This is a genomic window from Stenotrophomonas sp. 62841_Sma (assembly GCF_056482945.1).
This window is the reverse complement of the sequence record NZ_CM151224.1, coordinates 1,081,634-1,101,982: the sequence shown is the minus strand read 5'-3', so window position 1 is coordinate 1,101,982 and position 20,349 is coordinate 1,081,634. Positions and strand designations below refer to the sequence as shown.

The 20,349-nt window shown below is 65.6% G+C and carries 23 protein-coding genes and 1 tRNA gene; 10 read left to right on the top strand and 14 right to left on the bottom strand.

The features are described 5' to 3' along the window. Positions 1 to 14 precede the first annotated feature (14 nt). Entirely contained in the window at positions 15 to 689 is a 675-nt protein-coding gene (locus ACZK5G_RS05160; RefSeq protein WP_107431417.1) for a class I SAM-dependent methyltransferase, read from the top strand. Between the two features lie 3 nt (positions 690 to 692). Here ACZK5G_RS05160 and smqnr read toward each other — a convergent pair whose 3' ends face one another. After that, positions 693 to 1,340 (bottom strand): SmQnr family pentapeptide repeat protein, encoded by a 648-nt coding sequence (gene smqnr / locus ACZK5G_RS05155; protein ID WP_032127748.1) that lies wholly within the window; start codon positions 1,338 to 1,340, stop codon positions 693 to 695. A gap of 159 nt (positions 1,341 to 1,499) precedes the next feature. Here smqnr and ACZK5G_RS05150 point away from each other — a divergent pair, with 159 nt between their 5' ends. Continuing rightward, positions 1,500 to 2,276, top strand: a complete 777-nt coding sequence (locus tag ACZK5G_RS05150; protein WP_478465523.1) for a DeoR/GlpR family DNA-binding transcription regulator — start codon at positions 1,500 to 1,502, stop codon at positions 2,274 to 2,276. Between the two features lie 10 nt (positions 2,277 to 2,286). Continuing rightward, positions 2,287 to 3,420 (top strand): MFS transporter, encoded by a 1,134-nt coding sequence (locus tag ACZK5G_RS05145; protein WP_478465522.1) that lies wholly within the window; start codon positions 2,287 to 2,289, stop codon positions 3,418 to 3,420. 9 nt (positions 3,421 to 3,429) lie between these two features. Here the strand turns inward: ACZK5G_RS05145 and ACZK5G_RS05140 are convergent, their stop codons facing one another. From ACZK5G_RS05140 to ACZK5G_RS05130, 3 genes are all read right to left on the bottom strand, one after another. Next, the gene (locus ACZK5G_RS05140; protein WP_478465520.1) at positions 3,430 to 4,935 is read right to left on the bottom strand and encodes a PepSY domain-containing protein; all 1,506 of its coding nucleotides are present in this window, start codon (positions 4,933 to 4,935) and stop codon (positions 3,430 to 3,432) included. A gap of 11 nt (positions 4,936 to 4,946) precedes the next feature. Next, complete coding sequence (locus ACZK5G_RS05135; protein ID WP_478465518.1) at positions 4,947 to 7,085, bottom strand: TonB-dependent receptor; 2,139 nt, start codon at positions 7,083 to 7,085, stop codon at positions 4,947 to 4,949. 129 nt (positions 7,086 to 7,214) lie between these two features. Then, positions 7,215 to 7,610 carry a DUF2946 family protein gene (locus ACZK5G_RS05130; RefSeq protein ID WP_478466485.1) on the bottom strand — a complete coding sequence of 132 codons (396 nt, stop codon included), beginning with the start codon at positions 7,608 to 7,610 and terminating at the stop codon, positions 7,215 to 7,217. A gap of 241 nt (positions 7,611 to 7,851) precedes the next feature. Between ACZK5G_RS05130 and ACZK5G_RS05125 the strand changes: the two genes are divergently transcribed. Beyond that, on the top strand, positions 7,852 to 8,427 hold the full coding sequence (locus ACZK5G_RS05125) for a hypothetical protein (RefSeq protein ID WP_478465517.1): 576 nt from the start codon (positions 7,852 to 7,854) through the stop codon (positions 8,425 to 8,427). A gap of 41 nt (positions 8,428 to 8,468) precedes the next feature. Next, positions 8,469 to 9,566 (top strand): XVIPCD domain-containing protein, encoded by a 1,098-nt coding sequence (locus ACZK5G_RS05120; protein WP_478465516.1) that lies wholly within the window; start codon positions 8,469 to 8,471, stop codon positions 9,564 to 9,566. A 34-nt stretch (positions 9,567 to 9,600) separates the two neighbouring features. Here ACZK5G_RS05120 and ACZK5G_RS05115 read toward each other — a convergent pair whose 3' ends face one another. Continuing rightward, positions 9,601 to 9,981, bottom strand: coding sequence for a tautomerase family protein (locus tag ACZK5G_RS05115; protein WP_478465514.1), 381 nt, complete (start codon positions 9,979 to 9,981; stop codon positions 9,601 to 9,603). 565 nt (positions 9,982 to 10,546) lie between these two features. On the opposite strand from ACZK5G_RS05115, the gene ACZK5G_RS05110 reads away from it, so the two are divergent. From ACZK5G_RS05110 to ACZK5G_RS05095, 4 genes are all read left to right on the top strand, one after another. Further along, complete coding sequence (locus ACZK5G_RS05110) at positions 10,547 to 10,954, top strand: hypothetical protein (RefSeq protein ID WP_478465512.1); 408 nt, start codon at positions 10,547 to 10,549, stop codon at positions 10,952 to 10,954. 52 nt (positions 10,955 to 11,006) lie between these two features. Next, on the top strand, positions 11,007 to 11,570 hold the full coding sequence (locus ACZK5G_RS05105; RefSeq protein ID WP_478465510.1) for a hypothetical protein: 564 nt from the start codon (positions 11,007 to 11,009) through the stop codon (positions 11,568 to 11,570). A 136-nt stretch (positions 11,571 to 11,706) separates the two neighbouring features. After that, the gene (locus tag ACZK5G_RS05100; protein ID WP_478465508.1) at positions 11,707 to 11,928 is read left to right on the top strand and encodes a hypothetical protein; all 222 of its coding nucleotides are present in this window, start codon (positions 11,707 to 11,709) and stop codon (positions 11,926 to 11,928) included. Positions 11,929 to 12,236: 308 nt separating this feature from the next. Then, positions 12,237 to 12,719, top strand: coding sequence for a hypothetical protein (locus ACZK5G_RS05095; RefSeq protein WP_478465507.1), 483 nt, complete (start codon positions 12,237 to 12,239; stop codon positions 12,717 to 12,719). A 94-nt stretch (positions 12,720 to 12,813) separates the two neighbouring features. Here ACZK5G_RS05095 and ACZK5G_RS05090 read toward each other — a convergent pair whose 3' ends face one another. Then, positions 12,814 to 12,960, bottom strand: coding sequence for a hypothetical protein (locus ACZK5G_RS05090; RefSeq protein WP_172617741.1), 147 nt, complete (start codon positions 12,958 to 12,960; stop codon positions 12,814 to 12,816). 155 nt (positions 12,961 to 13,115) lie between these two features. Here ACZK5G_RS05090 and ACZK5G_RS05085 point away from each other — a divergent pair, with 155 nt between their 5' ends. Continuing rightward, on the top strand, positions 13,116 to 13,691 hold the full coding sequence (locus ACZK5G_RS05085) for a hypothetical protein (protein ID WP_478465505.1): 576 nt from the start codon (positions 13,116 to 13,118) through the stop codon (positions 13,689 to 13,691). A gap of 148 nt (positions 13,692 to 13,839) precedes the next feature. On the opposite strand, the gene ACZK5G_RS05080 is transcribed toward ACZK5G_RS05085, so the two are convergent. The 8 genes from ACZK5G_RS05080 to fabF form a co-directional block, all read right to left on the bottom strand. Then, complete coding sequence (locus ACZK5G_RS05080) at positions 13,840 to 13,956, bottom strand: hypothetical protein (protein WP_478435783.1); 117 nt, start codon at positions 13,954 to 13,956, stop codon at positions 13,840 to 13,842. 253 nt (positions 13,957 to 14,209) lie between these two features. Further along, a tRNA-Val gene (locus ACZK5G_RS05075) sits at positions 14,210 to 14,284 on the bottom strand. A gap of 132 nt (positions 14,285 to 14,416) precedes the next feature. Continuing rightward, the gene (locus ACZK5G_RS05070) at positions 14,417 to 14,770 is read right to left on the bottom strand and encodes a PilZ domain-containing protein (RefSeq protein ID WP_005412452.1); all 354 of its coding nucleotides are present in this window, start codon (positions 14,768 to 14,770) and stop codon (positions 14,417 to 14,419) included. Further along, on the bottom strand, positions 14,767 to 15,723 hold the full coding sequence (locus ACZK5G_RS05065; RefSeq protein ID WP_478465503.1) for a DNA polymerase III subunit delta': 957 nt from the start codon (positions 15,721 to 15,723) through the stop codon (positions 14,767 to 14,769). The genes ACZK5G_RS05070 and ACZK5G_RS05065 overlap by 4 nt, the downstream gene beginning before the upstream one ends. Next, positions 15,720 to 16,385: a dTMP kinase gene (gene tmk, locus ACZK5G_RS05060; protein WP_049400648.1), complete on the bottom strand. Its 666-nt coding sequence runs from the start codon at positions 16,383 to 16,385 to the stop codon at positions 15,720 to 15,722. Before tmk ends, ACZK5G_RS05065 begins: the two co-directional genes overlap by 4 nt. After that, the gene (mltG, locus tag ACZK5G_RS05055; protein WP_032127761.1) at positions 16,382 to 17,443 is read right to left on the bottom strand and encodes an endolytic transglycosylase MltG; all 1,062 of its coding nucleotides are present in this window, start codon (positions 17,441 to 17,443) and stop codon (positions 16,382 to 16,384) included. Before mltG ends, tmk begins: the two co-directional genes overlap by 4 nt. Before the next feature lie 137 nt (positions 17,444 to 17,580). Continuing rightward, complete coding sequence (locus ACZK5G_RS05050; protein WP_478465502.1) at positions 17,581 to 18,945, bottom strand: aminodeoxychorismate synthase component I; 1,365 nt, start codon at positions 18,943 to 18,945, stop codon at positions 17,581 to 17,583. A gap of 123 nt (positions 18,946 to 19,068) precedes the next feature. Beyond that, entirely contained in the window at positions 19,069 to 20,331 is a 1,263-nt protein-coding gene (gene fabF / locus ACZK5G_RS05045) for a beta-ketoacyl-ACP synthase II (RefSeq protein ID WP_049400645.1), read from the bottom strand. Positions 20,332 to 20,349 lie beyond the last annotated feature (18 nt).

Genomic DNA, 20,349 nt, shown 5'->3' with positions numbered 1-20,349 from the left:
GCAGGAATCCGCGCATGTCCACGTTCTCCGATCCGCAGGCGGTGGCCCGCTATGCCGAAGCACCGCTGCGCCAGGTGCCCGGCTTCCTCGCCCTGCAGCAGATGAGCCGGCTGCTGCTGGCCGAACGTGTTCCCGCTCAGGGCCGCGTGCTGGTGCTGGGTGCCGGTGGCGGGTTGGAACTGAAGGCCTTCGCCGAGGCGCAGCCGGGCTGGCAGCTGCTGGGGGTCGACCCGGCCGCGCCGATGCTGGCCCTGGCCGAGCAGACACTGGGTCCGCTGATGTCGCGCGTGCAGCTGCTGGAAGGCTATATCGACGATGCACCCGATGCGCGCTTCGACGGTGCCAGCTGCCTGCTGACCCTGCACTTCCTCGATGCCGGGCAGCGCCTGCACACGCTGCGCGAACTGCACCGGCGCCTGCAACCCGGCGCGCCGCTGGTGGTGGCGCACCACAGCGTGCCACAGGACCCGGCCGGCAAGCTGCGCTGGTTGCAGCGCTACGCGGCGTTCGCCGAAGCCTCGGGGGTTGCCCACGCCGATGCGCAGCGCGCGATCGACGCCATTGCCGAACGGTTGCCGTTGCTGTCGCCGGAGCAGGAGGTTGTGCTACTGCAGGAGGCCGGCTTCGACAACGTGGAGCTGTTCTACGCCGGCTTCAGCTTCAAGGGCTGGGTGGCGTACGCCGGATGATGCCTACGGCACCACGGTAATGCCGATGCGCTGCATCAACAGCGCCACCTGCTGCACATCCAGCGTGGCGCCACGCAGATTGGTGCTGCGCAGGTCCAACTCGCCCAGCTCCGAGTTGGTCAGGTTGCAGTCGGTGAAGTTGGCACTGTTCCAGTCGATCCCCTCGAACTGGCCACCGGACAGGTCCGAACCGGCGAAGCTGGCACCGCTCACATTCGCGCCATCCCAGCGGTTTTCCCACAGTTCGCACTTCTCCAATGTCACCCGCGAGAAATTGGCGTAGCGCAGGTTCGACTTCTTGATGAAGGCACTGCAGAACCAGCTGCGCGTGGTGATCTGGTTCATGAAGCTGGCGTTGCTGAAGTCCGCGCCCTGCGCACGGCACTCACTGATCTCCAGGCCCAGCGCCTTGATGAAACTGAAGTGGCACATGCTGATGTCGCAACTACGGAAGCTGGCTTCCTTCAATGTGGCGCCATTGAAGCGGCAACCGGCGCGGTTTTCAGCGTCATAGAAGCTGCAGTTGATGAACTCGGTGGCGGTGAGGTCAGCGCCGGAGAAATCGCATTCGTAGAACTGCTGGTCGACCACTTTCTGGCCGGTGTACTGGTCCGCGCCGATGCGCAGCTTGCGGTGAACGGTGGGGGACATCGTGGATTCCATGCCAGGTGCCCCGCCATGATGCCGGGCCGCGAGGGCGATCCATAGACGCTGGCGCGGTTGGGTTCACCGACAGTCCAGCCGATCTGTGGCCACGCCCGCCCAATGCACGTTGTTGCACGATAATGCACGAACGTGCAGACTTGCGTCATGAGCTCCGATCCCAGCCCCCTCCCCGCCCAGCGCACCCTGCAGATCCTCGAGGAACTGCGCCAGCAGGGCCGCGTGGTCGCCGCCGAACTGGCGCGCCGCTATGCCGTCTCCGAAGATTCGATCCGCCGCGATCTGCGCGAGCTGGCCGCCCAAGGCCTGTGCCAGCGTGTCTACGGCGGCGCCGTGCTGCCGCCCCCCAAGGAACGCCCGCTACGCGAGCGACTGACCCGCGACCGCGGCGACAAGGCCGAGCTGGCCGCCCGCGTCTGCACGCTGCTGCAGCCCGGCCAGGTCGTACTGCTCGACGCCGGGTCGACCAACCTGGCGATCGCCCAGCAGCTGCCGACCGCTCTCGGCCTGACGGTGATCACCAATGCTCCGCAGATCGCCACCGCCGCCAGCATGCTTGAAGGCACCTCGGTGCAGCTGATCGGCGGCCGCCTGGCCAGCGGTGGCGGCGCGGTCGGCGCTGAAGCGTTGGCGCAGGTGCAGCGCCTGCGCGCCGACGTATACCTGCCCGGCCCCTGCGCGGTGGACGGCGACACCGGCGTCTGGGCAATGGATGCGGAAGAAGCCACGCTGAAACGCGCGATGGTGGCCTGCAGCAGCCGCGTCATCGTCGCCGCCACCACTGAAAAGCTCGGTGCCCGCGGCAACTGGCAGATCGCCAGCCTCGATGAAATCGACGATCTGGTGCTGACCACCTCGGCCCCGCCGGCGCTGGCCGCGCGCTTCCGCGCAGCCGGCATCGCGGTACACCCCACTCCGCCCTGACCGTACCGCCATGTCCCTTGCCAACCGCGCGCGTGCCGAACAGCACGCGACCCGCGCTGCGTTCTTCATTCCCGGCTTCGCCACTGCGTTGTGGGCCACCCTGGTGCCATTCGCCAAAGCACGCACCGAGATCAACGACGCTACGCTGGGGCTGGTGCTGCTCTGCCTCGGTGCCGGTTCGCTGCTGGCGATGCCCTTGTCCGGCGTGCTGGCCGCGCGCCTCGGTTGCCGCCGGGTGATGGTGGCCAGCAGCCTGCTGATCTGCCTGACCGTGCCCGGCCTGGCGCTGGCCGGTTCGGCCTGGTCACTGGGGCTGGTGCTGTTCGTGTTCGGCGCCGCCGTGGGCGCAATGGACTGCACGATGAACGTGCAGGCCGTCATCGTCGAGCGCGAAGCACGGCGGGTGATGATGTCCGGCTTCCATGCCTTCTTCAGCATCGGCGGCTTCCTCGGCGCGGCCACCATGACCGTGCTGTTGTCCGCACAGCTGCCGCCACTGGCATCGGTGCTGATCGGCGTTGGCGCCATGCTGCTGGTGATGCTGCTGTCGGCGGCGTACTGGCACAGCGAACGCATGCCGCACGACACACCGATGTTGGCCCTGCCGCACGGCATCGTGCTGTTCATCGGCGTGCTGGCGTTCGTCGCCTTCCTCGGTGAAGGCGCGATGCTGGACTGGAGCGCGGTCTTCCTCAGCGATGTGCGTCGCGTCGATGCCAGCCTCGCCGGTATCGGCTATGTAACCTTCACCCTGACCATGACCGTGGCGCGCTTGTTCGGCGACGCACTGGTGGAGCGCGTAGGCCGTGAGCGCGCGATCGTGTTCGGCGCGCTGCTCGCCGCCGCGGGAGTGCTGGTGCTGACCCTGGTCACGCCGTGGCAGGCGTCGCTGGTGGGCTATGTGCTGGTCGGCCTCGGTTGCGCCAACATCGCACCGGCACTGTTCTCGCTGGCCGGCCACCAGACCCGCATGCCCGGCGCATTGGCAATCACCGCCGTTTCCACGCTGGGCTTTGCCGGCATCCTTGCTGGCCCAGCACTGATCGGTTTTGCTGCCAACCACTTCGGCCTGATCGCTGCGTTCATCGGCGTGGCCACGGCCTTGTTGCTGGTGGCCGTGTCCACACGTTGGCTGCGGATGTAGCCCAGGGCCTCAGCGCCGCCTGTGCCGCAGCTTCATCCGCAATCGCCGATAGCCGATCACCGTCGCCGTGGCACACAGCGCGGTGCCAGCAGCGCTCAGCAGCAGCAACACCGCCAGCCGGGCACCTTCCTGGCGCAGCATCGACGGCAGGTCCCAGCTGTGCAGGAAGTAGAACAGCCAGCGCCCCACGCGCTCACGGTGCCCCATCGTCAGCAACGGATCGCCGGTGGCCAGGTCGAGGTAGACGCGCGTGGCCTCGGCATCGCCGAAATCCGCCACCGCCACTGGGAAGCGCCGTACCGCCGCCCCGTTCATGGCTTCCGGTGCACGCGGATAGAAGTAGGCGTCCGCTGCACGCTGCACCACGAAGCCCTGCATCGGCGCAGCGGACAGCGCACGCACCTTCTGCTGCAGCCACGCGGCCGGCAGCAACCGCGCAACCTGCAGATGCCCATCGTTGCCGGACACGATGCGGGTATCGCCTTTCCCATCCAGCAGCACCGCGAACAGCTCGCCTCCGATGCGGCGCCACTGGATCTCGACCGGTTGGAAGCGCTCAGCACCGGCCACCGCCAGAAGCTTCGCCGGCTCACCCAACGCGCCATCCACCGCCACCACGCCGCCACGATAGCGCCCGCTGTCGATCGCTTCACGCGTGCTGCTGAAGACCCCCAGCGGATTCATCGACATCAGCCCGCTGAAGATCCAAGTGAACACGAAGGCCGCAGCCATCAGTCCGATCAGATGGTGCCAGCGCATCCACGGTTCGACGTACGGCGTCTTCGCACCGGAGCGGTAGCGCCCGCGGAAACGCCAGCGCCACACGCCCACCACGATGCCGCTGACCGCCGCCACCGTGCACAGCGCGGACAGCACGATCACCACCCACGTCCATACCGGATCCACCGACTGCATGCGCAGGAAATACAGCCAGTGCAGCCAGGCCCCCACATAGTTCCAGCGCTGCTGCACGTGCGGTGCGTCCAGCACCACTTCACCGGTGCGCGAGGACACATACAGGTCACCGGGCTGTGCGCCCCCCACCTCCACCCGGTACAGCGGCCGGTGCGCGTCCAGCGCGCGCGAATGCGTCCAACGGTCCTCTTCCACGCGCATTGCACCGACAAAGGCCGGGCCGCCAGCAAACTGTGCCGCTGACGCTTCGGCGCGCTGTGCCGATACGGGCAGCAGGGCGTGGCCGGTGACGGCTGACCACGCCCCCACGTTGCTTCCCGTGCGCACCACATACGCAGGCTGGCCACGCAGCGTGGTCAGTGCCACGGTCTCCGGCTCGGCCTGCACGGCTGCAGGCAGCACCGACAGCCCGCGCAGATCGCGGGCCTCCGGCAGCACCGGCAATGCCGCCAGACGTTCACCGGGCGTCAGCTTCGGGTAGCCGATGAACAACATCACCATGCCGCTGACGAACCACAACAGCATCAGCAGGCATCCGCCGATGCCGAGCCAACGGTGCACCAGGTAGGTCCAGCGCTTGGCAGTGGATCGCAGCGACATGGTGCGCGTCCTCAGAAGCGATGGTCGACGGTGAACTCGACGCGACGATCCGCGCCCAGCAGCCACTGCGTGCTGGTGTAGTACGCGGTGGCGTAGTACGCCTTGTCGAATACGTTGAACAGGCGCGCTGACAATCGCGTGCGCGGTGCTGCCTGCCAGGTCAGCCCCAGATCAGTGGTGCTGTAGCTGGGCAACTCCAGCGTGTTGGCATTGTCTGCGTAGCGCTTGCCGACATAGCGAACGCCACCCGCCGCGCTCCAGTCCGGTGCGAACTGCCAGCTCAACCACACATTGGCCAGGCGTTCGGCCACGTTCGGCGGCACGTTGCCATCGCGCGAGACCAGCATCGGCGGCGAACCGGTGGTCTCCAGGAAGTCCTCGAACTCGGCCTTCAGCACCGTGGCGTTGGCATCCAACGTCCAGTGCGGCGCGACGTTCCAGTTCAACGACGCCTCGATACCACGCGAGGTCTGCGCGCCCATCTGCACGCGGCGGTCCGGCACCAGCGGATCGCGGCTGAGCAGCCCGGTCTTGCGGATGCGATACGCCGCCAGCGTCCACTCGCCGCCATCGAAGGCCTGCTTCAGGCCCACCTCGATCTGCCGGCCCTTGGCCAGGTCGAAGGCACCGTTGGCCGGGCTGATCATCAGCAGGCCACTGACCGGGTCCGCCGCCTGCGAGTACTGCGCATACAGGCTCAGCGTCGGCTGCAGCGCGAATACCGTGCCTGCACGCCAGCCGGTGCTGCTGTAGGTCTTCGAGAACGCATTCTGGCCGCTGATCAGATCGGTACGGTCGATGCGCGCGCGGTCGTGGCGCAGCCCACCCAGCACCGACCAGCGCTCGCTCAGCGCCAACCGGTCTTCCGCGAACAGCGCGTACTGCTCGGCACGATTGCGGTAGCGCGGCAGGTTCGGCGCGTCGCTGACGAACTGGCCCGGCACCGGTTCGAACGGATCGACCGGGCCCGAACTGCCGGCATAGGTGTTGTTGGTGTGCTTGAAGTGCGCGCGGTTGGCGTCCAGGCCCACCGCGAAGCTGTTCTGCAGGCCACCCGCGGTTCCCTGCACACGCAGCGTCGAGGTCAGCCCGGTCTGGTCCTGGTTGTGGGCGATCTCGGTGTTTCCCGAGCGATCGATCAAGCCGGTAGCGCGACTGTAGACATAGGCTTCGGCATTGCGCCAATCGCGCTGGCTGTCGATCTGGTAGAGGCGCGTGCGCCATTCCACGTTCGCGTTCGGCGTCCACAGCGCATCGAGCTGGGTCCAGCGGTCGCGATAGCGGATCTGGCTGTCGTCCACGTTGTAGTTGCGGTGGCGCAGCGCCTCCAGCTGGCGGCCCTCGACCAGCGGCGTGCCGAAGTAGCGCATCGGTTGCTGGTAGCCCTGCGCATGGGTGAGGGTCAGCTGCAGGTCCGCGCGCGGCTGCCACAGCAACGCACCGGAGAATGTCGCGTCACTGTTGCGCCCACGATCGACCCAGCCACCGCTGTAGTTGCCACTCACGTCCAGCCGGTAGGCCAGCTCGGGCGTCAGCGCGCCACCGCTGCCGAAGCCCAGGCGCGCGGTGTCCTCGCTGCCCACGGTTACGCTGATCTCGTTCTCGATCGCACCACGCGTGGGCTTCTTCGGCACGATGTTGATCACGCCGCCGATCGCACCGTCGCCATGGATGACCGAGGCCGGGCCGCGCAGCACTTCGATGCGCTCGATCGACCAGGTATCGAACGGGAAGGTGATACCCACGCCACCGTACTGGCGCAGCCCGTCGTACAGGCGCATCACCGAAGCGCCATCGGTGAAGCCGCGGCTGGACAGCGCACTCAGGCCGTTGCCCGGGTGCGGCATCGCACTGATCGCACCTGCCCGGCTGATCGCATCGTTGAGGTTGCTGTCGCCACGCTGCTCCAGTTGTTCGCGCGAAATCACCGTCAGGCTGGCCGGTGTCTGCAGCACGCTCAGGCCCAACGCAGAGCCTGCGCTGGCGGTGGAAGACAGCTCGCCGCTGCGGGTATCGACCACCCGCACGGTATCCAGCGTGGTCGGTGGTGCCGCATCAGCGGCAAGCAGGGGCGCGGCGTGCATGAGCAACGCGCACAGGACAGGCAGCGTCGCCCGGCGCAGGTGCGCGGAGTTGGGGTTCGTTTTCATTTGTTCACGGCATGCAAGGCCACCCCGCAATGGCAGGGCAGCAATCAGAAAGGGACAAACACGCGCGTGCGGGCACCGGCCGTGGCCGGCAACCTCATGGAAAAATGTTCAATGCAACGCGCGTGCGGCTCAGGCAGCCATCAGTGCCGGCGGCCCACGCGCTCCCAATGTGCCGCTGATCCGTTGCGGCAACGCCCGCACCGCACCGCGCAGCGCGCGGCACACCGGTGCCATCGGCGCCAACAGCAGCACTGCCGCCACCAGCAGGGTGATCAGCCGTGCAGCGATCAGGCAGTAATCGCAGTCCACACCCATCTCATGATCGGCGTGTGGATCGACGGCCGGCTTCTTTGCGGCCTCGCCGTGCGGCATCGCCATCGCGTGATGGTCGTGGTGCCCGTCCATCGCGTGCTGCGCATGCTCTGCGTGCATTGCGTGGTCCATCGCCGCCACCGGCGCAGCGGCAGCCACGTGACCATGCGCCAGCCAGCGGCTCACCAGCGGGGCGAGCAGCACCAGCAGCATGGCAAGCCATGCCAGGGCCTGGAACCGGCGGTGGAGAGCAGAACGGCGCACGCCGCCATTCTACGGGGCCACGGTCAACCTTGGCCCCCGTTCAGGGTTTGTCCCCTGCGACACGGTGACGCAGGGGCTCGCCTCCAGCGGTGACATGTGAATGCACCGCACCGCGGTCCCGGCGCTTGCAGGCACCGCCTCGCCAACGTTAGGGTTCAGATGGCAACGGCAAGGAGCCAGAGGGATCCGCATGACCACCCGCATCACACGCCGGCTGCGCGTCAGCCTGCTCGGCCTGACCGCGCTGCTTGCCGCCTGCGCCGACAAGGGGCCGCCCCCACCGCCAGAGCCGCTGGAACTCTCACAGCCCATCGCCGTGGACACGCCCGGCCAGCAGCTGCAGTTCGAGTTCGAGACCACGGCGCGCAATTTTGCCAGCTACCGTACATATGCGGTGGAGCTGGATCTGCAGCACGTTTCCTCATCGCCAGATGCTGCTTCTCCGCGCGACCTGCACATTCCTTTACGCGTTGGACTTCAGCAATGGTCCGGCGGCACTTGGCAGTCGCTGGCAAGCCCCGACGCCTACCAGATCGCACAGTCGCAATCTGGCCAGCCACTGCCAGACTGGCACCGCGGTAAGGGTCTGAACTACGCCCAGACCCAACGAGGCAGCGATGGGGCCTATCGACTCCATGTCGCGCTGCTGCCGTTGCAGGCGCAAAGTCGCTACCGCGTACAGATCAGCACGGTTGAAGACATCGCACCACTTCGTGGCGCAAGCGCCAGGATACTGATTCACGAATCGCGTCCGCTCGCCAAGTAGCGCAGCGCCTTCGTACACCTTCCAGGAGGATCACCACGCCGATGGACAAGCCACGCTACATCGTCGATATCGTCATTGCGGCACCGGGAACACCTCTTCTCCACCCCGTTACGCAGCAACCGCTGCGCAATCCTGATGGCTCGGCGCAGACGTCCGGGCCGGGACACATGTTCTACGTCCTTCGAGCACCGGGAAAGGATCCGGCAAGCTACGGCTTTGCACCGATCGAGCACGGCAGCATGAACGGCCCAGGTGACATCGTAGTCAACGATGCAAAGACCTATAAGAACCCGCATTACACGCGCTCTCTGGAAATCACCGAAGCACAGTACAACAAGCTCAAAGCGTTCGGCGACGATCCAGTAGCGCACGGCTTCAGCAAGCACTATGCCGACGTGCGTCACAACTGCGTGGACTTCACCTGGGGCGCATTGAATCATGCTGGTATCCAGCGCAAGCAGAGCCTGGACGTGAACAGCATCGGCGGCCCTGTTGGCCAATTGCTGCCAGACGTCCGCATTCCGCTGGGCGTCCAGTCACAGGGCAAGGACGGCTATCGTCCGCTGCGCAACATCCATGGCGTGGACAGCATTGAGCCTCCTTTCCCCAACAGCGAACTCAACCGCACCACCACTCTTCCCCTGCCCGAGCGCAGCTTGAAGCAGCGTCTGCTCAGCGAAACCGATGGCATTGATGGCTCCTTGGGCGAGCGTCTGGCTGCGGATGCGCGCACGCCGGGGCATAGCCTTTACGCCTTGGACCAGAAGGTGCGTGCTGCGCTCGCCCAGACCGGCGAACAGCGCGGACTGCCTGCCGGGCAGGAGCACGAACGACTGGCCGGCCATCTGACCCACGCGGCGGTGCAGGCCGGCTTCAGCGAAAAGGACACGCTGCACGTGGCATTCAGTTCAAACAGCACCGCCGAGGTACCCGGCTACGTATTCCTGCATCGCAGCGGCGACACCGCCTCGCCGGACCCTGCCGCCAATCGCCAGCGCCTGTCCCTGCTCGATACGCAGCAGGGCGACGCGGATACGCTGTATCAGCAGGCCAACGTGCAGCAGCAATCCCGCGACGCAAGCCGGCTGGCGCAGGACGAACAACAGGCACAACAGCAGGCATCGCCGCGCATGGCCTGAGCAAACCGCGTCAGGCGCAGACGCCGTTCCCGCATCAACTCACGTACTGCGCCTGCCCGTTCCCGAACGACCAGTTCTCCTTCTTCACTTCCACCAGATTGATGAACACATCCTCGCGGCGGATACCCACCGCCGCGTGCAGTCCATCGGCGATGCCGACGTACAGCGCCTTCTTCTGCTCCAACGTGCGCCCCTCGTTCCAGGTGATCTGGATGCAGATGAAGTCATCGGTGCGGTCCACGCCCAGGTAGCCGGGGTCGTAGATCAGCGTGCCCGGCGCGTGTTCCTGGAAGATCTGGAAGCGATCGTTTTCCGGCACGCCCACCGCGCGCATGGTCTGGTAGATGGTTTCGCCGACGCGTTGCAGGTAGTCGGCGGATTTACCTTTGCGAAGATCGATACGGGCGAGCGGCATGGTGGCACTCCAGAGTGGATGGGCACGGCAACGGGCCGAGACTACGCCTGCCCGGGGCGGTGGAACAGCGTTGGGATGGAACCCTCTGCCTTCATCGGTGACACATTCCGGCCCGCGTGCGCCGGGTGACGGAATTGCCATGGCGGCGCCGCTCTTGAGTCGTCATGTGCACGGTCGGCGTGGGCGGCGATATGCGCCATCGGTGATGGGCGACACAGCCGCCGAGTGCTGGAGGGCACAGAACTGGAATCACCTGGCGTGCCGGTGTGCAGTTGAGAACTTTCCTTACAGACCACTGTGATTGTGCGATCCCATGATCACCGCGCCGAGGCAGCTGCCTGGGCCGGGATTGGCGTCTCGAATAAACGAACAGGCTCACAGGTTGTTGCGATAGCGATCGCAGCAAAGAGAATGCACTGATTGCCTTCAATGGCGGGCGGTGCGTGGGGATCGCAAGATCCGCCGGGCCTTTTCTCCCTGTGAGCTTTTCTGCCTTGGTACGCCAACCCGCACCGTCCGCCACCTTCGCTCCGGAAGGTGGCCCCACGCCAGTGAGGGTTTCGCCATGACCAACCGCATCGCCATCCGTCCCCGCCTGCACGCACTGATCGGCGACATCGCCAGCGACATGCCTGAGGACCTCGCACGCGAGATCGAATGCGCCTTGCACGAGCAGAATCTGCCCGTGCAGTCGCCTGCCTTCTTCGCGTGCCTCAATGCCATCAACCGCGCCGACGGCGATGACGGGCAACCGTGCAGCAGCCTCACCCTCGGCGCCAGCAATCATGCTTCGCTGCGCCGCTCGATGTCTGGGCTCAGCGCAGTGCTCGATCTGCTGCAGGCCGCCAACCGCGCGCGCAACGAAGGCGGTCCGGACGAACAGTTGGGCGCCTTCCACACCGACGGGCTGACCGTGGCCGCGCGACAGCTGGTACGCGAGGCACATCATTGCCTCTCCGGCGGCGACGCCTGACCGGCCCGGATATCCTCCCGCTACAATCGCGCAGGGAGCGCAGGAGACCGCAATGGACGCCGAACACCTGGAGTACTTCAAGGCCGCACTGGAAGGCCGCGCAACCGTGGGTTGGAACGTCTGGTTCGCCGCCAACCAGCAGGCGCTGGCACAACAACTGAGCCGCCCTGCACTGCTGCGCTTGAAGTTCAGCAAACTGGATGAAGCCGAACGCCTGCTGGCCGAGGCCGGCATCGTGCCCTGCAGCACAGCGGGCAAGCGCTACGAAATGTACTGCGCGCAGTTCTCGGCGGACGTGGTGGACGCGAACGGTCGCCCGCTACCGGCCATCTGGCGCGCGGCGCACGGCGGTGCCATCGGCCTGCTTGCCGATGGTGAGCAGGAGGGCGGCGAGGCGAAGCTGCTCGCGGAGTTCCGCCGTACCCGCAAGCGCGGGTTGCAGCAGGCCCACGAGTGGTTGGCCGATCTATGCTTTGAAGGCGAGATGGAACTGACCAGCGGCAATGCCAAGGTGGGGCGTAGCCTGCTGGCGATGGTGGTGCGGGCCGGCAGCGGTCACGACCTGCTGGATGCAACGGCGATGATCGCGCGCGAGCTGCTGGACGGGCACGGCTGAAACGGTGTGCGTTTCCGGCTGATCTTGCTGGATCGCAGGCAACAATGAAGCAGCTATCGGAACCAACCAGTCAGACTGAAATAACGAAAAATTTACGAAACGGGGCTATAGTAGAGTCTCCACGGAGAGCAGCCCTATGAAAAGCCTAAGCGCAGAAGCCACATTTAGCGCCGCTGCCAAGAAGGCATTCGCCGACAAGGGAACCGCGCGCACCTTGGCAACCAAGGTCCTTGCCGCTCGCTCTGCATCCGGAACTGGCTCTTTTGTTGTCAGTGGGCATTCGTTCACGACGACAAAAGAAGTCCGTGCGGTGGCTGCCAGTGCCCTTTCCCAAGCCACCAAGAATAAGAAAAAGTAAGGAGATCCGTGGGGTCCTTTAGCCTTTCGGTGCTAGTTGGGCTCTGCATCTTCTTGCCCGGAGCCGCGTTCGTCTTGGGTCTGACGCGGCTTTACAATCCATCCGCTCCCAGCAGCCCCATCGACCAGCACTTCAGCGCCGGTCTAGCGTTAGCCGTGGCAGCGAACGTAGTGATTCACGGAGTCGGCTTTTCTCTAGCCACGGGATACACCCGTGCCCGGGGATTGCCGGAACCTGATGTTGGTCCGGTCCTCGCGCTTCTTTCTGGGGATCTCAAGAGCGCGTGGGGGAAAGCTGGAGTTCAGAGCTTGGCCGAGTTCCCCCTGAGAATTTCAGCCTATTTCCTTACTAATACGGCAATAGCGTGGGGCGCGGGCATCCTGGCCAATCGGCTGATAAGGCTGCGCCCCCGCGCCAGCTGGTCTGAACTTCTCCGACCGCAAGAAGTGTCATTCGTATGGCTTACCACGGAAGTTCAATTGGACGGCACGTGCTATCTGTTCGCCGGGCCAGTCCAAGAGTTCAGCGTTGGAAAGGATGGCAACCTTGAGCGGGTAGTTCTGCCATATGCAATCAAGAAGCCGCTCCCCCCACTCAAGAGAAAATCGGCGGACGGCGTCCCTCCAGAACAGCCCCCGCAAGAGGCTGCATCCGGTGCGGAGCTGAATGACGGGTGGACTGAGATCCCCGGTGAAATTCTTGTCTTGCAGCTGAAGGACTCCAAGACGGTAAATCTGGACTACTTCTACGAGAAAGAAGAGGCTCCGAAAGTCGCCAAGAGCCCGGATTAGATTAGCGCTCCGGTGGCGATGGGAAATTGTCTACGAAATCGCAGATTGTTCAGGTGGGGCCGTCAACAGAATGACGGCCCCGCTACCACATCGGCTACTTCTTCTTACCCTTCCCCTTGTCGGATGCCTGAGTAAGGGCACTAGCTGCAACTGACTTCACGGCCTTGGACGACTTCGGATCGGACAGAAGCTTGCCTGCAGTCGAAGCTGTTTTGGAGCCGGTCTTCTCGTTCTTCGCCATCTGGACGTTCCTTGAACCGTGCGGAGGATTCCGCGACGCCGATTCTAGTCATATCCGGACTTAATCAGACAGCTGCCCCGGCGCGACAGACGGCCTGTTTACTTAGACGGCTCCGTCGCCTCATGCTTGGGCAACCACCAAGGACCGGGAATGTCATGGTTGAGCCACTCTACTGCTCCCCACTGCAGCTCTTTTGCCAGCCTTTGAGTTGGTGGTCATCCGCAGCGGCGTGGGCCCAGGCAATCCTATCAGCGGCCGCCATCTTCGGCGCCGCAATGATCGCCCGATGGCAGCACAAAAAGGCTCTGGGGCAACGGGTACAAGCCATCACGGCTATTGCTGCTTTCGCCATCGATGCCGCAAATGGCTATCTCGAGGAAATGAAGCGCTACGAGCACAAGCCAGTCGCCCGTCCTTGGAACCTCGACCCGCTGACCGAGGCGGCCAGAGCATTCGGGGCCATCCCAGCTCACGAACTGCCAGAAGATCGGCTGGTTTATCCGACCTTGGCTCTTAATGACAGCTTGCGCGAGCTGCTGGCGCTAGCACAGCAACTGGACATGCGTATCGCGAGCACCGGAAGCCCCATCAGCGCCAATCACATGAACTCCATTGAGAACCTAGTCGATCGGATCGAGAAGGGCTATGAGGCAGTGGTCGCTGTAGATCGAGCGGTCAACCCCCTAACCTGGCGCGACGTGCGGCGCATGAAGAAGGGACTGGGCAAGTAATGCCAGCGGGCAAAACACACGGGATACGGCGGGCGCTGGCAATCAGGTGGAAACGACGTGCGAAGATCACACTCCGGCAAGATCACCGGCCTGCCTGGTGATTTACCCGCCCACCAGACAGGCGCCGGTGGGGGGCCTTTACTTCATATTACTGCTGGTTCCGAGGCCGGAGTACGACAAGACTGTAGATGCGGGATTGAGGCTCATTCTTTGAATCAAACCACTCGCACTTTGCTTCGTCGTCACGTACCCACGCAACGGTCATCAAGGGACCACTGCTTTTCAGAACGACAACATCCCCTGCCTTGATTTCCATGTCTGATCCCTCGTTGTTGGAAGCCCCACGGGCACGAGAAATCATGGAGGCTGATAAGCGCCTTCTCAAGCAATGAATCAGAAGGAGATCTCTGCTCAACGCGAAGGCACCCCCACTTCGCGGATTGCACTTACTCTGCAAAAACAAAAAAGCCGGCTCAAGGCCGGCTTCTTCATATCACCTGAGAAATCAGGGATTTATTTGGTGGGCGGTACAGGGATCGAACCTGTGACCCTTGCCGTGTGAAGGCAATGCTCTACCGCTGAGCTAACCGCCCGGTGTGTTGCTGAGCCGCTCATTATAGGGGCTTTTCAGAGGCCGTCAACAGTTTTTCACATTCGTGTTCACGGGTGTTTTCGAGGGCGGCAGTCGAGCATGGCTCGACTCTACAGAACAGCCCGGCGCCACCTCACATCGTATGGGTCGGCTTGTCCGAGCCGGTCAGGCCGGCCAGCAGGGTCTCGATCTTGTGGCGCACGCCCTCGCCTTCGGCACCGTCGGCCAGCTGCACGCCGATGCCGGCGGTGCGGTTACCCTGCGCGCCGGCCGGGGTCACCCAGATCACCTTGCCGGCCACCGGCAGGCGCTCGCTGGAATCGGGCAGGGTCAGCAACAGGAACACTTCGTCACCCAGGAAGTAGCGCTTGGGCGTGGGCACGAAGATGCCGCCGTTCTTCACGAATGGCATGTACGCGCTGTACAGCGCGGCTTTGTCCTTCACGGCCAGGGACAGGATGCCCTGGCGGGCGTTGCTGGCACTCATCGATTTCCCCTTGCGGCAGGCCGCTCGTTCACCTTGTTCCAGGCCAGCAGCAACTCGACCACGGCAAGGTCTGCACGCACCGTGGTGCGCAGCAGGTCGCGGGTGCGGTTGGCCGCATCGAACCAGGCTGCAAGCTTGTGCAATCGCTCCGGCGTGGTCAAGGCATCGGTGCTGGCCTGGGCCAGCGCCAGGTCGGCGGCGAAGCGCAGGCGCAGCGCCGCGTTGTCATCACCGCACCACTTCTGCGCCAGCTCCACCGCGCCGGTCTTGCCGGCGGCCAGCTGTTCCAGCTCGCGGCCCACTTCGCGGCGCAGGCTCAGGCCATCTTCGCGCAGCCAGTTGTCGGCCTGGCCGGGGTGGCCGCGCGCCGCGTCCAGCGCTTCGCGCGCCGATGCTTCGCTGTGGCCCTGCTGCTGCAGCCAGGCCATGGCTTCCTCGCGCGGCGGCAACTTGAATTCCAGACGCTGGCAACGGCTGCGGATGGTCTGCGGCAGGCGCGCCGGGTCGCTGCTGATCAGCCACAGGTAGCGGCCGGGCTGCGGCTCTTCCAGCGTCTTCAGCAGCGCGTTGGCCGCCGAGCGGTTGATCGCATCGGCCGGGTCGACGATCACCACCTGCGCCACGCCGTACTGCGGGGTCAGCGCCAGCTTGTCGGTGATCTCGCGCACCTGCTCGATGACGATCTCGGTGCGCAGCTTGTCGCCGCTCTTGTTCGGAATGAAGCTGACCAGCTGCAGGTCAGGATGGGTGCCGGCGGCGATCAGCTGGCGCGTGCGCATGGCATGCGCGGCATCGCCGCGCGCCAGCACGTGGTCGGCCAGCGCCAGTGCCACCTCGCGCTTGCCCAACCCGGCCGGCCCACAGATCAGCAGGCCATGGCCGAGTCGATCAGCATCGAGCGCGGCAACAGTCTGTTCGAACGCGCGCTGCTGCCACGGCGAGAATGTGCTCATGCGCCCTCCCCGTCCTGCAGCCAGCGCTCGACCTGCGCGACCACATCGGCCGCTACACGCGCCTGCACCTGGCCGGCGTCGATCAGCGCGAAGCGCTGCGGGTCCTGCTGCGCGCGGCTGCGGAACACTTCGCGCACGCGCTGGAAGAAATCATCCTGTTCGCTCTCGATGCGGTCCGGCCACAGGTCGCGGCCATTGGCGCGTGCGCGGCCTACTGCCACGTCCACGTCCAGCAGCAGGGTCAGGCCCGGCAGCAGGCCCACCGCGCGTCGTTCCAGATCGGCAATCCACTGCGGGTCGAGGCCACGGCCACCGCCCTGGTAGGCATAGCTGGAATCGGTGAAGCGATCGCTCAGCACATAGGCGCCGCGCTGCAGTGCCGGCTGTATCACCTGGCGCACATGCTGCGCACGTGCAGCGAACACCAGCAGCAGCTCGGCTTCGGCGCTGAGCGGTTCGGCGGCGATCTCGGCATCGGGTTTCAGCACCAAGCCACGGATGCGCTCGGCCAGCGGCGTACCGCCCGGCTCGCGGGTCAGCACCACCTCATGACCGTGGCTGCGCAGGCAGTCACGGATGGCATTGATGGCGGTGGTCTTGCCTGCGCCCTCGCCGCCTTCCAGGCTGACGAAACGCGGGTGGCGAAGCAGCGCGGGACTCATTGCGCCGGGGTCTCCTTGGTACGTTGCTGGCGCAGCTGCTGCAGGTAGCGGGCCACTGCGGCGTTGTGCTGGTCCAGGCTGGGCGAGAACACGTGCGCGCCACTGCCATCGCCCACGGCGACGAAGTACAGCGCGTCGCCCGCTGCGGGTTGCGCGGCTGCCATCAGCGCATCGCGGCTGGGCATGGCGATCGGGGTCGGGGTCAGGCCGGCGCGGGTATAGGTGTTGTAGGGCGTATCGGTGGTCAGGTCGCGGCGGCGGATGTTGCCGTCATACGCAGCACCGATGCCGTAGATCACGGTCGGGTCGGTCTGCAGGCGCATGCCGATCTTCAGGCGGCGCATGAACACGCCGGCGATCTGCGGGCGCTCGCTGGCCAGCGCGGTTTCCTTCTCGATGATCGAGGCCATCGTCAGCAGTTCGTAGGGCGTGTTGATCGGCAGGTCCGGCGCGCGGCTTTCCCAGGCTTCATCCAGTGCGTCCTGCATTGCAGCGTGAGCACGCTTGAGCACATCCAGATCGCTGTCGCCACGCTGGTAGACGTAGGTCTCCGGCAGGAAGCGGCCTTCCGGATGCTGGCCACCGAAGCCGAGGCGCTGCATCAACGCGGCGTCATCGAGGTTGTCGGTGGTGTGCAGCAGCGGCTCGGCGCGCTTGAGCGCGGCACGCAACTGGCGGATGTTCCAGCCTTCAATGATCGTGACGCGGTGCTGCAGCACCTTGCCGGCGCGCATGCGCAGCAGCAGATCACGCGGGGTCAGGTCGCTGCTGAGCGCGTACTCACCCACCTTCAGCTTGCCGGCCGCATCGAGCTGGCGCGCCAGCAGCTGCCACTGCGCGTCCTGGCCCTCGTCCACGCCGGCGTCGCGCAGCTTGCGCAGCACGCTGTTCATGCCATCGCCGCTGGCGATGACCACGCTCTCGGCGGACGGGGTGATCGGGGCGTCGGCGAACCGGGTCTGCTGGTAGAAGAACCATACGCCCGCGCCGGCCACGACGGCGGCCAGCACCACCACCAGCGTTACCACGAACAGACACCCGCGCTTGGCTCCCGCCATGGACTACCTCTGAACTCGATTCCGTCGTGCAGGATACCGTGCCGGTGGATTGGGGTCATGACCGGGGTGGCGCCTGCGTGCCGACCAACGGTCGGCACCCACCGTGGGGGAATGGGGTTGCCGGCCAGCGGCCGGCACTACCCCTGCTGGCCCAGCGCGCGCAGCAGGCCGCGGGCCTTGGCGCGGGTCTCGTCCAGTTCCTTGTCCGGGTCCGAGTCGACCACGATGCCGGCGCCGGTGCGGAAGCTCACCTCGTGGCCATCCACTTCGGCGGTGCGGATCAGGATGTTCAGGTCCAGGTCGCCATCGCGGTTCAGCCAGCCGAACGCGCCGGTGTAGGCACCACGCGGCACCTGCTCCAGCTCGCTGATGATCTGCATGCAGCGCACCTTCGGGCAGCCGGTGATGGTGCCACCCGGGAACGTGGCGGCGATCACCTCGCCGGGGGAGACCTCCGGCCGCAGATGGCCGCTGACGTTGCTGACGATGTGATGCACGTGCGCGTAGCTCTCCACGGTCATCAGCTCATCGACAACCACGGTGCCGGGCAGGCAGATGCGGCCCAGGTCGTTGCGTTCCAGGTCGATCAGCATCACGTGCTCGGCACGCTCCTTGGGGTGGCCGACCAGCTCCTGGATGCGCGCGGCATCATCGTCCCCCTCGAAGCGCGGACGCGTGCCGGCAATCGGGCGGGTCTGCGCGTGGCCGGCATGCACCGACACCAGCCGTTCCGGCGAGGAACTGACCACATGGCGGCCGTGCGCGCTGAACAGGCCGGCGAACGGTGCCGGGTTGGCACGGCGCAACTGCGCGTACAGCGCCTGCGGACTGACCGGCGCGGCGAACTGCGCGCTCCAGCGCCGCGACAGGTTCACCTGGAACACATCGCCGGCACGCAGGTACTGGATCACCCGGCGCACGCCGTCGGTGAAGCGCTGCGGCGCATCCTCGCCCACCGACTGCGGCGGCTGCCAGCCCTGCCCGGCTTCGGGCAGCGTGGCCGAGGCCAGTGCCACCAGCGCATCCAGCAACGCCTGCTCGCCGGCTTCGGCGATGACGAAGCTGGCCTCGTTGTGGTGGTCGTGCAGCACCGCGGCCGGGCAGCGCAGCGCCAGCGCGGTCGGGCGGCCGTCCTCGCGTGCGCGCGCCGGCAGCACCGGTTCTATCTGGCTGGCCACTTCGTAGTCCAGCATCAACGCCCAACCACCGCGGAACGGCAGGCTGTGGCTGCCGTCATGCGGCAGGCGTTCGTGCTGCCAGGCGCGGTCCAGCACCTGCAGGAAGCTGCCGGCCTGCACCGCATCATGCTGGTCGCGCACCTGGCCATCGGCATCCAGCCGCAGGCTATCGCCCTGCGCCGCCAGCAGCAGGCTCCAGCGGCCCTGGGCGGTGCCCGAGGCGGTGGATTCCATCAGCAGCGGGAAGCGTGCCGGGTCGTGCTGCTGCAGAGCCAGCAGATCGATCGGGTGCGGCAGCGGGTGGATCAGCGGTGCGTGGGTCATGGCGGCCAGTTCGGGGATTCAGATGCACGGAAGCCGCCTTGCGGCGGCCTCCTCGTGCGTAGAGTCGAGCTTGCTCGACTGTGTTGCACGTTCAGTCGAGCAAGCTCGACTCTACAACGTCGGTCAGACGCGCTTGAAGATCAGCGTGCCGTTGGTGCCGCCGAAGCCGAAGCCATTGGACATCACCACGTCGACCTTGGCCTGGCGTGCTTCGTTGGGCACGTAGTCCAGGTCACAGCCTTCGCCGGGCTGCTGCAGATTGATGGTCGGCGGAATGATGTTGTCCTGCAGCGCCATCACCGAGAAGATTGCTTCCACGCCGCCGGCAGCGCCGAGCAGGTGGCCGGTCATCGACTTGGTGGAGCTGACCATCATCTTGTAGGCGTGGTCGCCGAAGGCGGTCTTCATCGCCATGGTCTCGCCCAGGTCGCCCAGCGGCGTGGAGGTGCCGTGCGCGTTGAGGTAGCCCACCTGTTCCGGGGTCACGCCGGCGTCCTTCATGGCCATGACCATGCAGCGCGCGGCGCCTTCGCCGTTCTCGCTCGGTGCGGTCATGTGGTACGCGTCGGAGCTGGCGCCGAAGCCGGCCAGTTCGCAGTAGATCTTCGCGCCACGTGCCTTGGCGTGCTCGTACTCTTCCAGGATCAGGATGCCGGCGCCGTCGCCCAGCACGAAGCCGTCACGGTCCTTGTCCCACGGGCGCGAGGCCTGTTCCGGGGCGTCGTTGCGGGTGCTCATGGCCTTCATCGCGCAGAAGCCGCCCAGTGCGGTCGGCGACGAGCCACGCTCGGCACCACCGACCACCATCACGTCGGCATCGCCGTACTGGATCATGCGCATGGCGGTGCCGATCGAATGGTTCGAGGTCGCGCACGCCGACACCGCCGAGAACGACGGGCCCTTCAGGCCGGTGATGATGCTCAGCTGGCCCGGCAGCATGTTGATGATGGTCTTGGGCACGTAGAAGGGCGAGATCTTCTTGCCCTCATGGAACTCGATGGTCTGCTCTTCGATGCCGAGCAGGCCGCCGATGCCGGCACCGACGATGGCGCCGATGCGCTCGGCATTGGCGTCGGTGATTTCCAGGCCCGAGTCGTGCAGGGCCATGAACGAGGCACCGAGGCCGTAATGGATGAACGGGTCCATCTTCTTGGCATCCTTGCCGCTGACCCGGAATTTGCCGAACAGTTCATTGTCGGCGGTGATGTCGAATCCCTTGACCTCACCTGCAATCTTGGTGGTGAACCGATCCAGATAGGCATCAGAAACGTTGGTCAGCGGACCGATGCCCGAACGACCCTGGGTGATGCCTTCCCAGCTGCTGGCCAGATCATTGCCCAACGGCGAGACGATACCCAGGCCGGTTACGACGACGCGACGCTTCATTGCTGATTCTCCTGGCCC